Source organism: Kitasatospora sp. NPDC056651 (assembly GCF_042792155.1).
Lineage (GTDB): Bacteria > Actinomycetota > Actinomycetes > Streptomycetales > Streptomycetaceae > Kitasatospora.
In genome coordinates this window covers 1-12,915 of sequence record NZ_JBHTWX010000009.1, presented here as the reverse complement: position 1 = coordinate 12,915, position 12,915 = coordinate 1, and the positions used below count along the sequence as shown (strand labels likewise).

Below are 12,915 nucleotides of genomic sequence, written 5' to 3'. Positions count from 1 at the left end.
CCCGCTCCCCCCCCGCCTAGCCCCGCACCCCCACCCCTGCGCCCCCCGCGGCGCCCACCCACCCCCGCCCCCGAACCACTCCTGCGCAGGAAGTCGGCTCGGCCGACTTCCGGTGCTTACGGGCGGGTTGCGCGGGTGCGGCAGTGGGTGAGGGCGTAGGTGATGCGGCGATCGGAGGGAAGGGTGGTGGCGAGGAGTTCGCCGGCCGTGACGAGGGTGGCCCAGTAGCGGGCCGGGTCGCCGGTGCGGGGCATGGGGCGGGCGGCGACGAGGGAGAGGTAGGCGGTGGTGAGGTTGCCGGTGGTGAACCAGCGTTGGAGACCGTGGTGGTGGCCGGGGCGGATGCCGCCCATGGCGTCGATGGCGGTCAGGAAATGGGCGACGACGGCCCGTTCGGTGGCAGTGAGGTCCTTGGGGACGTCGAAGACGCCCAGGGCTTCGAGGAGTTCGCCAGTGTCCACTTCAGAGTTCGGACGGGGGTCGGCGAGCAGGGCGTCGTAGCAGTCGGCCAGGCGGCGGGCGGTCTCGGCGGGCGGGATGTCGAGGGCGAGGCAGACGGCCTCGGCGCAGGGGAAGGGCTGGTGGCCGAGGCGGGCGAGGAGGGCGTAGGTGGCGGCGGGGGTGGCGCCACGGGAGAGGGTGTGCCGGGCGAGGGTCGCGAGGTGCATGTGGTCGGTCCTTCAGACAGTGACGGGGGCGACGAGGGCCCAGACGAACTTGCCGATGCCGCAGGGGCGGGAGGCGTAGCCCCAGCGTTCGGCCAGTTCGTTGACGAGGAACAGGCCGCGCCCGCGCTCATCGGAGGGCTCGGCGGCACGGAGGGAGGGGCGGCCGCTGCCGGCGTCGTGGACTTCGAGGCGCAAGCGGGAGTCGACGAGGGCGAAGCGGACTTCGATGTGACGGTCATCGGGCGCGTCGGAGTGCCGGACGGCGTTGGCGAACAACTCGCCGAGGAGCAGTTCGGCGGTGTCGCGATAGCGGTCCCCGGAAGGCAGCCCGGCGAGGTAGGCCCGGAGCAAGTACCGGGCCAGGGGCGTGGATTCGGCCCGCGAGTCGAGGCGCGCGACGAACATGCGGGGACGGCGGGACGTAGGCATGGCGGAACACCTCAAAGAGGAAATGAGAGGGGACCAGTCGCACCACTACTGGTGATTGACCGATGACGAACAGTCAACAGCCGTGCCCTGTGGTCGGCTATGGTCGACGCGAGCCGGGACGTTGAAACCCTTGAAACCCGCCTGCAAGGGGGAACTGTCGTGCGAAGCGACCGCGAGCCGAACCGGAAGCTCGCCTCATTGATGGCCGAAGCCGCCTGGGGGAACGGCGAGTTGGCTCGGGCCGTCAACCGAACCGGCACCGAGACCGGGCAGCGGCTCAAGTACGACGCCTCGGCCGTCTCCCACTGGCTCAGCGGCACCTCGCCCGCGGCGAAGGCCCTGCCGGTGGTCCTGGAGACGCTGGCGCGGAGGCTCAAGCGGCCGATCACCGCCTTCGAGGCCGGATTCCGCGAGATGCCTACCCCAGTCGACAAATCGACGGATACAGTGTCAGGACTGATTGACCTGGGGAGCCTCGACATGGACCCATCCCGGCGCGGAATCCTCACGGCAGGCCTGTACTCGGTGGCCCTCACCATCCCGGGCTGGCCCGACGTGGTCGGCCGCTTCGAGAGGCTGCGGACCGACCCTCATCTGCGGATCGGCATGGCAGAGGTCCGGGCGGTCGCCGCGATGACCGAACGGATCAGCACCCTGGTCGACCAGTTCGGCGGCCGGATGGCCCGCCCGATGGCCGCCTCGTTCCTGGTCAACACGATCGTCCCGTACCTACGGGCGAACGCCGACGAGGACGCCCGTAAGGCCATGCTGTCGGCCGCCGCCGACCACTGCTACCTGACCGGCTACATGGCCGCGGACGAACGCCACGACTCCCTGGCCCAGCGCTACTACTTGAAGGCCCTGGAGCTGGCCGGGCACGCGGGCGACCACCTCATGTACTGCACCACCCTGCGCGGCATGAGCGTCCAGGCCGTCAACCTCGGCCACGGCAGCACCGCCCTGCGGTTCGCGGAAGCAGCTTCGTCCGCCTCTCCCCAGGCCGGACCCCGCATGAGAGCCTTTCTCACCGGCCAACAGGCCCACGCCCTCGCCCAAACCGGGGACAAGGCCGGGGCTCTGCTCCATCTACGGACAGCGGAAGTCGCAATGGATCAGGCCGAATCGAAGGCGAAGGCCGGCGGCCGATACGACCCGTCCTCCCTCGCCTACCACGTCGCCCAGGTCAACTACGAACTTGGCGACCGCGAAGGTGCGATCCGCGCGATCCAGCACTCCGAGAAGGTCCGACCCATGGTGTATCGCGGGACCCGCGTGCGGCACCGCTCGATGCTCGCCGAATGGCAGATCGAAGCCGGCCGGCTGGAAGAGGCCGTCCAGAACTGGCACCTCGCCCTGGACGACTACCTGGCCATCCAGTCCGGCCGGGCCGACGACCGCTTCCGGTCGATGCTCTCCGCGACCCGGCCGCACCGCCGCAACCCCCACGTCCGTGAACTCCTCGAACGCGCCCGCCCCATGGCGGGCGGCCGAGGGTCAGCGCGGACGGCACAGGGGGCCATGACATGACCAGTGAGGGACCGGGCGCGCCCGCGCAGGGCTCGCCCGCGCCCACGGGTGAGGATCACTCGGGGGTCTGGATCAGCCACTACGAGTTCTTCAGCAGCAGCCGGGAGAACACATTCACCGGCCTGCACCAATTCGCGAACGATTCACACTCCGTGTAGCCGATGTGCTACTTTCCGCATTGTCAACAAAACATAGGAGACCCCGGCGGTGGTGGAACACCCCGGGGTCGGGCACCAGGAGCAACAGACTCCCAATGCAGATTCATCGTAGCGCGCACACGCGCGCGTTCACCGTCCTTCCGAACGGCCTGTTGCAGGACCGTCGGCTCAGTTACACCGCTCGCGGGCTGCTCGGCGACCTACTGTCCCGCCCGGACGGCTGGCGGGAGGACGGGCGGCAGATGGCGGACAGCAGTCCGCAGGGGCGGGGCGCCGTCCGGCGGGCGCTCAAGGAGCTGAAGGATGCCGGGTACTACCGGGTCGACAAGGTCCGGATGCCCGACGGGACGGTCCGGTCCGAGGCCCACGTCTTCGACATCCCGCACCCCCAACCGACTGTCCCCCGCCCGGACTCCGGTGGGCGAGGGACCGGCCTCACTGTCACCCCTCCCGTAAAGGACCCGGGGCAAGAACCCACCCTCCCGGATGAACGAACGCGGGCCGCCGTGGCCACCCTGTTCCGGGTGATCCGGCCCGAACCCCGCCTGCGCCTCGGCGAGGCCGAGGCGCGGGCGCTGGCGCCGCTCGTCCTGGAATGGCTGGAACGAGGCATCAGCGAGGCCGAGTTGGCCCATGCCCTGCTCCCCGGGCTGCCACAGCCGATGCACTGCCCGGCAGCGATCCTCCGGGACCGCCTGCAACGGAAGCTGCCGCCGGAACGGTCGGCGCCCCCACCGACGCCGTACGCCGAGTGCGGCCGCTGCCACGATCCGGTGCCCCAGCCGGGGATCTGCCGTTCCTGTGCGGGCCTGGGAGCGAGAACCGTCGCCGTCGGCAGCGGGGCGCCCGCCACCCCCGGGGGCATCGCCCGAGCCCGCGCCGCCCTACGGGGGTGGCAGGCGCCGTCCACCGTGGCGCTCGGCGGCTGACCACCTCGTCCCCCTCCGACGCCTCGTCCCCCTCCCGCGCGCCGTAGCCGCGTGCGTGGGAAGTCGGCCGGGCCGACTTCCCACGTCTCAGCTGCGCGCGTCGGCGGAGGGCCCCGTCGAACCGGACGGTTCGTCGGGGCCCTCATCGGCCGGTCAGGCGATCAGACGGTCAGCTGGTCAGACGCACTTGATGTCGCGGTTCACCACGGCCATCCCGGAGACCTTCCCGTCGTCCACGGTGAACTCGTACTGCCAGCCCTGCTGCCCCTCGACCGGCATCACGTACTTGCCGCTCTTGGCCAGCTGGAGGCCCTTGGCGCCGTAGGCCTGCTGGAGGGCGTCGAGGGTGGCGCCGGCGCCGATGCCCTCGGCCGTCTTCGCCTCCGCCGGGGCGACCAACTCGCGCAGGCCGGAGGCGGCGAAGGAGACCCGACCGGTGGTCAGGAACGCGTTGTCCCTGTCCTCGCGGGCCAGCCACATGTCCGCGATGGACTGGGTGGCGTCCGCCATCAGCTTGGCGGTGGCGGCCGAGTCCTTGGCCGAGGCGGCGGCGCCCGCGGCGGCCGCCGCCGCGTCCTTGGCGGAGGCGTTCGGCGGCAGGGTGCCCGCCGGGGCGGACGTCTTGCCCTCGGCCGCGTCGGCCTTGGCGTTCAGGTCCTTGTAGCGGGCCTCGGTGGCCGCCTCGGCGGTCATCCGGGCCTGGTCCGGCGCCGGACCGCCCTTGTAGACGAAGTCCGTGCAGCCGTCGAGCAGTGAGACCGGCGCGCTCTCCAGCGCGCCGGTGGCCAGCCCGGCGTCCTTGGCCATCCCGGGCTTCAGGCCCCGGTACCCGGCCGCCGCGAAGGCCTCCGGGCCCTTCGACGCGACCGCCGGGGCGGACGCAGCCCCGGACGCAGCCCCGGACGCCGACGCGGGCGCCGACGCGGGCACACCCGTGGCGGACGAACCGGCGGCGGACGAACCGGACGTGCCGGAGGAGCACGCCGCCGCTCCGGCGGCGAGCAGCACCACCGAGACGCCGATGCCCACCGTGCGCATCGACCCGCGCTTCATCTTCATGCCATGACCCCCGAAGTCTCAGGAACAGTAAGTGTTGTGCTTGACCAGGGCGAGGCCCACGACCTTGCCGTCGGCCATGGTGAACTCGTAGAACCAGTCCGGCCCGCCGCCCTCGGCCGGGAGTTCGTACGTGCCGTCCTTGGTGGGCTTGAGCTCCTTGCCCGCGTAGGCCTGCTTGAGCTGCTCCTCGGTCGAGCCGGCACCGATGCCCTCGGCGGTGCGCGCCTCGGCCGGGGCGACCAGCTGGCGCAGGCCCTTGGTGCCGAAGTTGACCCGACCGGTGGTCAGGAAGGCCTGGTTGCGGTTCTTCGTCACCGGCCCGATGAGGTCCACGTCCTTGTAGAGCGCGTCGATCTCCGGCCGGACGGCCTGCTCCTGCCGCATCCACTCCTGGGCGCGGTCGTTGTGCTCGACGATCTGCTCCAGCGAGGCCCCGGGCGCCAGCGGTTCGAGCGGCTTGCGCTGCGCCTTGATCTCGTCGATCCGGGCCAGCGCCTTGTGGGCCTTGTCGCCGGCCTCCTTCTCGACGGCCATCCGGACCGGGTCCGGCGCCGGGCCGCCCTTGTACGCATAGTCGGTGCAGCCGTTGAGCAGCGAGACCGGCGCGCTCTCCAGGGCCCCGGAGGCGAGCGCCTCGTCCTTGGTCATCGAGAGCGTCAGCCCCCGGTAGCCGCCGGTGCCGAACGGCTGCGGCGGCGTACTGGCCGCCGCCTTCGCGCCGGTCTTCCGGTCGCCGTCGCCGCCACCCCCGCCGCCGTCGCAGGCGGCCGCTCCGGCCACGACCAGAGCCGTCGTCAGTACGGCCCCCGCCACCCGCGCGCCACGCGCCCGTGCCGTCCCCAAAGTCCCCATGGTCCCCACAGTCCCCACCATGTTCTTCCCCATCATCGATCGCACAGGGTAGCGAACGTACGGGAACGATCCACAACCGTTTTCCGCACGCGCGGAAAAGGGCCCGCCACCGGCGGGCCCTTTCGCGTGCGCGGCTCAGTGCGCGCGGCTCAGTTGGAGGGGGACCGGGCGGCGAGGCCACGGGTGTAGTGGGCGGCGGCGAGCACGGAGGCCATCAGCTCGGAGTCGAGCACGGAGGCGTCGGCCATCCGGTTCGCCGCCGCGTGCGAGGCGAGCAGCGTCTTGGTGACCCGCAGCGCGGCCTCGGGGCGGCGCGCGATCGGCCTGGTCCACTCGGCCACCGCGGCGTCCAGTTCCTGCTCGGGGACGACGCGCTGGAGGACGGCGAGTTCACGTGCCTCGACCGCGCCGACCGGGCGGCCGGTGAGGATGATCTCGCGGACCCGGGCGGCGCCGACCTCGTTGATCAGCCGGGGCAGCAGGCCGCCCCAGGCGACGGGCAGACCGAGGGTCAGCTCGGGCAGCCGGAAGACGGCGTTGTCGGCGCCGGCCCGCAGGTCGCAGGCGAGCGCCAGCGCGAAGCCGGCGCCGGTCGCGCGGCCCTGCACCCTGGCGACGGTCACGGCGCGGCTGTTGGTGAGGGCCTCGCAGACCTTGCGGGCCTTGTCCCCGTACCTCCGTATGCCGCCGCCGGTCGGGTCCTCGTCGAGGCCCGCGGCGAGTTCCTCGCGGTCGCCGCCGAGGCAGAAGTCCCGGCCGGCCCCGGACAGCACGATCACCCGCACGGTCGGGTCGGGTTCGGCGAGGACGGCGAGGAGTTCGTCCAGCATGGCCGTGGTGACGGCGTTCCCGGTGCCCGGGCTGTCCAGCTCGACGTGGAGCACGGGGCCGCGCTGCTCGGCGCGGACCGTACGGGCCACCGCGGGCACGGGGGCGGCCGCGGGCTCGGGGGCCACCACGGCCTCGGGAGCGGTCCCGGGAGCGGTCTCGGGCTGGGTGTACCAGCCGCCGGGCGGCGTGGGGTGCGTCAGGTACGGAGGCTGCATCGCGGACCCGGAGGGCAATACGGACGGCATCGCGGGCGGCATCGCGGGCGGCGTCGCGGGCCCGGGGTACTGGGAGGCCTGAGGGGAGACGTTCATGCGGTCACTCTCAGGGACGTCACCCGGTGGAAGACCATCCGGGGTGCGTACTCGGGCAGGCTCGCCGCCCGCAGGGTCGGGAAGCGCTCCAGCAGCTGCCCCAGCAGGGCGCGCGCCTCCATCCTGGCCAGGCCCGCGCCGAGGCAGTAGTGGGCGCCGCCGCCGAAGGTGAGGTGGTTGCCCCGGCGGAGCAGGTCGAAGGTGTGCGGGTCCGGGTTGCGGCGGGGATCGCGGTTGGCGGCGCCGTACATCACGTGGACCATCGTGTCCTTGGGCAGGAACGTTCCGGCCAGCACGGTGTCCTCGCCCGCCACGCGGCTGTTGACGCGGATCGGCGGGTCGTAGCGCAGCGCCTCCTCGATCGCGTCGTCGATGTGCTCCGGGTGCTCCCGCAGCCACTCCCACCTGCCGGGCGAGCCGAGCAGCAGCCACACCAGCGAGGAGAGCAGCGTCGCCGTGGTCTCCAGCGAGGCGATGGTGACGAACATGGTGAGCTGGTAGACGACCCGGTCGGTGGCCTCGCGGTCGGACTCCAGCGCGTCCCAGGTGCGGATCCAGCGGGCGATCAGGTCGTCGCCGTCCTGCTCGCGGCGCTCCCGGACGAGGCGGGTGAAGTACTCGCGCAGGTCCATGGTGGCCTGCTCCGAGATCGCCAGCTGGCTCTTGGTGGGCAGCAGCTCCTGGGCGTGCACCTGGTTGTGGGTCATCGTCAGGATGTGCGGGTAGTCCTCCGGCGCGATGGACAGCCAGCGCCCGACGGTGTTGATCGGCAGCTGCTCGCTGACCACGGTGGCGAGGTCCGCCTCGCCGTCCGCCTGTATTCGCTCGGCCAGGCGGTCGAGCAGCTCGGTGACGTCGGCCTCGATCCGCGGCCCCATCTCCCGGAGGGTGTTGCGGTCGAAGAGGTTCCCGAGGCTGCGCCGCTGCCGGGTGTGCTCGGGTGCGTTGAGCCGGGACAGGGTGCCGCTCATCTCCTGGGTGGCGACGGCCTCCCAGCGCTCCGTCGAGGTCTGCCGCGCCTGCCAGGCGAAGTCCGGGACGAGCCAGTTCCGGCCGCGCAGGACCTGGTCGCAGGCGTCGTACCCGGTGACCAGGTAGCCGCCCCAGGGTGCCGGGACGAGGTCGCCCAGCGCCCGCAGCCCGTCGTAGACCGGACGCGGATCGGCGAGCCCTTCGGCCGACCGCAGCCTCCGCAGCAGCGGCACGGCCGCTCGCCGGTCGACGCTTGCGCCGGGGATCCCCGGATCCGCGGGGCGGGCTTCCAACATGGCGGTCACACGGGGCTCCTTGCGCGCGGGCGGTCAGTACGGCGGCGACCTACCCAGCAACAGCGCGCTCAAGCGTCGATCGGTGTTGCTCCCGTCACGTACCGCACTGAAAACGGAACCCGCCCACCGCTTTCCGGCGGAACGGATGCCGAACGGAAGCAGAACGGAACCGGACGGCGCGTCGGATACCGACGACCCGCCCGGTCCGGGCCCGCAGCCCGTAGCCCGCACCTGGCAGCCCGCCCCGGACCACGGGGCGGGGCGCCGGGCGCTCAGAGCCGGAAGACGTCCAGGAAGGAGCTCCACCACCCCTTCTTCTGCGGGTGCTGCGGGTGCTGAGAATGCTGCGGGTGCTGCGGGTGCTGAGAATGCTGGGCAGCCCGGGCGGGCCCGGAGGCGCCGCCCTGCGGGTACCCTTGGCCCGGCTCGGCGCCGCCCTGGGACCAGCCGGACGACCCGCCCGGAGCGGGTTCCGCACGCGCGGCCGGCGCCACGGTGCGGGCGGGCGCCGGGCTGAACCGCACCGGCAGCGAGACCAGACCGCGCTGGAACGGCCCCGGCCGCCACTCCACGCGCTCCGCCGGCACCGCGAGGGTGACGTCCGGGAGCGCGTTGAGCAGGCACTCGATCGCGCTCAGGGCGATCAGCTGGGCCGGGGACTTGGCCGGGCAGGCGTGCGGGCCGGCGCCCCAGGCCAGGTGGGCCCCCTTGCTGAGGGTCAGTCGGGCGTCGGTCAGCGCCGGGTCGCTATTGGCGGCCGCGAAGCTGATCACCACCGGGCTGCCCGCGTCCATCGGGACGCCGCCCACGTTGAGGTCCTGCATCGGGTAGTGCGTCGCGTAGTTGGCGATCGGCGGGTTGTTCCACAGCACGTCGTCGAGGGCGTCCTCGATCCGCAGTCCGGAGCCGCCCTCGCCGGACAGCAGCAGGAGCAGCGCGTTGCCGATCAGGTTGCGCTCGGGCTCGACGCCGGCGCCCATCAGCATGACCAGCTGGTCCTTGAGCTCCTCGTCCCGCAGTCCGGCCGGGTGCTGGATGAGCCAGGAGGTGATGTCGTCGCCCGGCTGGCGGCGCTTGAGCGCGACCAGGTCCATCAGGCAGGAGGTCAGGTCCTCGTTGGCCTGGATCACATCGAGGCCGTCGAAGAGCGCGGACATGCTGCGGGTCAGCCGGTCGCCGATGTCGGCCGGGCAGCCGAACAGCTGGTTGAACAGCAGCAGCGGCAGCAGCTTGGCGTAGTCGTTGATCAGGTCGGCCCGGCCCAGCGGGCTGAACTGGTCGACGAGGTAGCCGGCGATCCGCTCGACGTGCCGGTTGAGCCGGTTGTCGTTGAGCCGCTCCAGGCTCTCGGTGACGGCCTTGCGCAGCCGCAGGTGCTCGGCGCCGTCCGTGAAGAGGCAGTTGGGCCGGTAGAACATCATCGGCAGGACGGGGCTGTCCATCGGCACCCGCCCTTCGTTCAGCGCCGCCCAGCGCCGCGAGTCCCGGGCGAACATCCCCGGGTTCTGCAGCACCCTCAGCGCGGCCTCGTGCGAGGTGACCAGGGTGGCGTCCACGCCCGGGGCCAGCTCCACCGGCGCGGCGGGACCACTGGCCCGCAGCTTGTCGTAGACCGCGCCGGGGTCGGCGGAGAACTGGTCCCCGTAGAGCGGTGTGCTCACGCCGGCGCGCATCGGGCAGCCCGGCGGAGACGACGGGGAGACGGATCGCTGCGGAGATTCCATGGGTCGTTCCTTGGAGGTGGCCCCGGGCGGATGCGGACCCGGGAGACGTGAGGGGAGGGAGGCGTGGGGGCGTGGGGGAGGTCAGGAGGCCCTGGCGAGCAGGTGCCGGACGAGTGTCAGCAGGGCGTTGGCCGAGGAGCGCTGGTCCCGCGCGTCGCAGAACACCACCGGCGTGTGCGGCAGCAGGTCGAGCGCCTCGCGCAGCTGGTCCTCGGTGTAGTCGCTCTGCTGGTCGAAGCTGTTGACCGCGACCGCGTAGTCCAGGCCGTACTGCTCGATCAGGTCGATGACGGGGAAGGTGTCCGAGAGGCGGGTCGGGTCGGCCAGCAGCAGCGCGCCCAGCGCTCCCCGCGCCATGTCCTCCCAGAGCTGCATGAACCGCTGCTGGCCCGGCGTGCCGAACAGGTACAGCACCAGGTCGTCGCCGAGCGTCAGCCGGCCGAAGTCCAGGGCGACGGTCGTGGTCTTCTTGTCCGGTACGCCGTGGAGGTCGTCGACGCGGACGGACGCCTGCGTCATGCTCTCCTCGGTGCTCAGCGGGGCGATCTCCGACAGCGCCCGGATGAGCGTGGTCTTGCCGACCGCGAAGTGCCCGACGACGAGGATCTTGACGGCGGTCGTCACCGCGCCCGGGACGTAGATGTCCTCAGGCGAACCGTCGTTGAAGTCCATGCAGTACCTTCTCTAGAAGTCTCGGATCCGGGGCCTGGGCCGGGGGCGGGGCCGACCGGCGCAGCAGCCGTCCCTCGCGGATCAGGTCCGTCAGCAGCAGCCTCACGACCCCCACCGGCAGTTCCAGCCGCGCCGCGACCTCGGCCACCGAGAGGTAGCCGCCGGAGCACAGCTGCCAGATCGCCTGGGTCTCCGGGCTCGCCAGGGCGGGAAGGTCCTGGTCGGGACCGATGGTGACCAGGGTGATCAGAGACAGGGCCTCCGCACTCGGTAATTCGCGGCCGCCGGTGATGACGTAGGAGCGGATGAAGCCGCCGGTGACCCGCTGTTCCTCGCCGCCCGCCGTCATGAGCCGCTGAGCGTGCTCTGGCGCGGAGCCGCCGACATCGCCCGCCCGAGCGCGCCCACCTGCTGCTGCATCCGGAAGGACATCGCTTCCATGTCGACGTCGGGGGCGGTGGAGGCCGCCAGGTACGCACCGCTGCCGGCCGCGATCAGGAAGATCCAGCCGTGGTCGTACTCCAGGAGGGTCTGGCGCCAGGTGCCGCCCGCGCCTCCGACGAACGGGGCGACCGCGCGGCTCAGCGACTGCATCGAGCTCATCGCGGCGGCGTTGGTCTCCGCCTCGTCGCGGCCTATCCCGCTGGAGCGTTCGAGCAGGAGGCCGTCGGCGGAGACGAGGATGGCGTGCCGGGCGCCGGGTACCTGGAGTACGTCGTTGAGTACCCAGGAAAGATCGCGGCTCACTGGATCTCGGTTCCTTCCGTGGTCATGGTGTTGCGCCCGGACAGCGTGCCGCGCTGGAACGCCCCGAGGCGGGACGGCGTGTTCTGGCCGAGGCCGCGCACCGGGTCCGCGGCCCGGGCGGGGTCCTGCGGGGAGGGGACGACCGACACCGGGCGCTGGCGCCGCCGCCGGGGCAGCTGTCCGTCCGAGGTCATCTCCGGCTCCGCCGGCGGGGCCGGCACCGGGGCCAGGGCCGGCCCCGGCTCGGGCAGCGACACGAGCCGCTGACCGGGGGCCTGCGTCCAGGCCTGGGCGGGCTGCTGGGCGGGGTTCTGCGACCAGGCCTGCGCGGGCTGCTCGGCCGGCGCGACCTGGTAGTCGGTGTGCTCGGCGACCGGCGGGGCGGCGACCTCGCTGCTGAGCAGTTCGGCCGGCAGCAGCACCACGGCCCGCACGCCCCCGTACGGGGAGACCGAGTCGACGGAGACCCGGAAGCCGTAGCGGGCGGCCAGCATGCCGGAGACGGCGAAGCCGAACTTCGGGGGGTTGCCCAGGTCGGTGAGGCTGATCGGCGCGCCCGGGTTCAGGAGCACCGCCGCGCGGTCCTTCTCCTCCTGGCCCATGCCGAGGCCGGCGTCGTCGATGATCAGGCAGACGCCGGTGGGGACGGCCTGGACGCTGACCTCCACCGGGGTGTCCGGGGCGGAGTAGTTGGTCGCGTTGGCGAGCAGCTCGGACAGGACGACGGCGACCGGCTCGACGACCTTGCTGGCGAGCGAGACGCTGACCCGGGAGTGGATCCGCACCCGGTCGAAGTGCCGGATCCGGCCCTGGGCGCTGCGGACCACGTCGAAGACCGAGGCGACGCTCTCCCGGCGGCCCAGCCAGCCGCCGCAGAGCACCGCGATGCCCTGGGCGCGCCGGCCGAACTGGCTGTTCGTGTGGTCGATGGTCATCAGGTCGGCGAGGATCTGCGGGCTGTCGCCGTACTTGCGCTGCACCCGGTCGATGACGATCTGCTGCTCGTCGGCCAGGCCCTGCAGCGTCCGCATCGCCGCCTTGAGGACGGCCTTGGTGTCCTCCTCGGCGTCCCGGCGGACGTCCGTCAGCTCGGCCGCGTGCTGGCCCCGCAGGCGCTCGTGCAGCGCCGCGAACTCGTCGCGCTGCCGCTGGGCGAGAGCGCTCGCCTCTTCAAGGGAATCGTTTCGCCGCCGCAGGGCGAGGTTCGTCCTGCGGGCTTGGAGGGCCGCTCCGACGGCTATGAGCATCACCACGATGAAGACCCAGAAAAAGGGTTCCTGCACAAATGACGTCATGAAACTCTCTTCAGGTGGCATCGCGTGGAGCCGGTCCGGGCCCCGAAACGCGAATGGGACTGGCGGCCTGAACCTCCCCGAAAGGCACCTGATGCCACTACGCATCGGGGGTGCGCTCCGGTACGAGACCTGCGGCGACGCCTATCGCGGAGTCAGCCTACTGCAACTCCCGGCACGTCAGAACAGCCGTCAAAAGGGGCAGTTGGGGCGAAATTCCACGACCCGCGGACGTTCCTGGTGAGAAACGGCGAAGCTCGTGACGCGACGTTGACCACAGGTTCACACCCTGGACACACCCGCACCGGGACACAGCGTGACCACGCCGCGCCCCCGGCCGCGCGAAAACGGCGGGCCCGCGGGCGCGTGGGGGGGGGGCCGCCGGTGGGATTGAGGCGGCAGGGCCGGGAACCGGGGCGCAGCAGGGGGGGGGGGGCGCGCCACGCGA

At 72.2% G+C, this 12,915-nt stretch carries 14 protein-coding genes; 3 read left to right on the top strand and 11 right to left on the bottom strand.

Features of this window, described 5'->3' with window-relative positions; translation table 11 throughout:
* Positions 1-116 precede the first annotated feature (116 nt).
* Both ACFRAR_RS06120 and ACFRAR_RS06115 read right to left on the bottom strand, forming a co-directional pair.
* Positions 117-668 carry a hypothetical protein gene (locus tag ACFRAR_RS06120; protein WP_380695290.1) on the bottom strand — a complete coding sequence of 184 codons (552 nt, stop codon included), beginning with the start codon at positions 666-668 and terminating at the stop codon, positions 117-119.
* A 12-nt stretch (positions 669-680) separates the two neighbouring features.
* Positions 681-1,097, bottom strand: a complete 417-nt coding sequence (locus ACFRAR_RS06115) for an ATP-binding protein (protein ID WP_380695288.1) — start codon at positions 1,095-1,097, stop codon at positions 681-683.
* Positions 1,098-1,298: 201 nt separating this feature from the next.
* On the opposite strand from ACFRAR_RS06115, the gene ACFRAR_RS06110 reads away from it, so the two are divergent.
* Together ACFRAR_RS06110 and ACFRAR_RS06105 are read left to right on the top strand one after the other, a co-directional pair.
* Positions 1,299-2,624 carry a tetratricopeptide repeat protein gene (locus ACFRAR_RS06110; protein ID WP_380695466.1) on the top strand — a complete coding sequence of 442 codons (1,326 nt, stop codon included), beginning with the start codon at positions 1,299-1,301 and terminating at the stop codon, positions 2,622-2,624.
* A 253-nt stretch (positions 2,625-2,877) separates the two neighbouring features.
* Positions 2,878-3,711: a hypothetical protein gene (locus tag ACFRAR_RS06105; RefSeq protein ID WP_380695286.1), complete on the top strand. Its 834-nt coding sequence runs from the start codon at positions 2,878-2,880 to the stop codon at positions 3,709-3,711.
* A 177-nt stretch (positions 3,712-3,888) separates the two neighbouring features.
* On the opposite strand, the gene ACFRAR_RS06100 is transcribed toward ACFRAR_RS06105, so the two are convergent.
* On the bottom strand, positions 3,889-4,518 hold the full coding sequence (locus ACFRAR_RS06100) for a hypothetical protein (RefSeq protein WP_380695284.1): 630 nt from the start codon (positions 4,516-4,518) through the stop codon (positions 3,889-3,891).
* Between ACFRAR_RS06100 and ACFRAR_RS06095 the strand changes: the two genes are divergently transcribed.
* Positions 4,511-4,777, top strand: a complete 267-nt coding sequence (locus ACFRAR_RS06095) for a hypothetical protein (RefSeq protein WP_380695282.1) — start codon at positions 4,511-4,513, stop codon at positions 4,775-4,777. The genes ACFRAR_RS06100 and ACFRAR_RS06095 overlap by 8 nt on opposite strands.
* Before the next feature lie 11 nt (positions 4,778-4,788).
* Here ACFRAR_RS06095 and ACFRAR_RS06090 read toward each other — a convergent pair whose 3' ends face one another.
* The 8 genes from ACFRAR_RS06090 to ACFRAR_RS06055 all read right to left on the bottom strand — a co-directional run bounded on the left by ACFRAR_RS06090 (position 4,789) and on the right by ACFRAR_RS06055 (position 12,470).
* Positions 4,789-5,622 carry a hypothetical protein gene (locus ACFRAR_RS06090; RefSeq protein WP_380695280.1) on the bottom strand — a complete coding sequence of 278 codons (834 nt, stop codon included), beginning with the start codon at positions 5,620-5,622 and terminating at the stop codon, positions 4,789-4,791.
* Positions 5,623-5,771: 149 nt separating this feature from the next.
* Positions 5,772-6,668: an enoyl-CoA hydratase/isomerase family protein gene (locus tag ACFRAR_RS06085; protein ID WP_380695464.1), complete on the bottom strand. Its 897-nt coding sequence runs from the start codon at positions 6,666-6,668 to the stop codon at positions 5,772-5,774.
* Between the two features lie 92 nt (positions 6,669-6,760).
* Positions 6,761-7,894, bottom strand: coding sequence for a cytochrome P450 (locus tag ACFRAR_RS06080; protein WP_380695462.1), 1,134 nt, complete (start codon positions 7,892-7,894; stop codon positions 6,761-6,763).
* 410 nt (positions 7,895-8,304) lie between these two features.
* On the bottom strand, positions 8,305-9,705 hold the full coding sequence (locus tag ACFRAR_RS06075) for a cytochrome P450 (protein ID WP_380695460.1): 1,401 nt from the start codon (positions 9,703-9,705) through the stop codon (positions 8,305-8,307).
* A 132-nt stretch (positions 9,706-9,837) separates the two neighbouring features.
* Positions 9,838-10,428: an ATP/GTP-binding protein gene (locus tag ACFRAR_RS06070; RefSeq protein ID WP_380695278.1), complete on the bottom strand. Its 591-nt coding sequence runs from the start codon at positions 10,426-10,428 to the stop codon at positions 9,838-9,840.
* Positions 10,403-10,777, bottom strand: coding sequence for a DUF742 domain-containing protein (locus ACFRAR_RS06065; RefSeq protein ID WP_380695276.1), 375 nt, complete (start codon positions 10,775-10,777; stop codon positions 10,403-10,405). Before ACFRAR_RS06065 ends, ACFRAR_RS06070 begins: the two co-directional genes overlap by 26 nt.
* A complete protein-coding gene (locus ACFRAR_RS06060) occupies positions 10,774-11,175 on the bottom strand; it encodes a roadblock/LC7 domain-containing protein (RefSeq protein ID WP_380695274.1) in 402 nt (133 codons plus the stop codon). The genes ACFRAR_RS06065 and ACFRAR_RS06060 overlap by 4 nt, the downstream gene beginning before the upstream one ends.
* Entirely contained in the window at positions 11,172-12,470 is a 1,299-nt protein-coding gene (locus tag ACFRAR_RS06055) for an ATP-binding protein (protein WP_380695272.1), read from the bottom strand. Before ACFRAR_RS06055 ends, ACFRAR_RS06060 begins: the two co-directional genes overlap by 4 nt.
* Between the last annotated feature and the right edge of the window lie 445 nt (positions 12,471-12,915).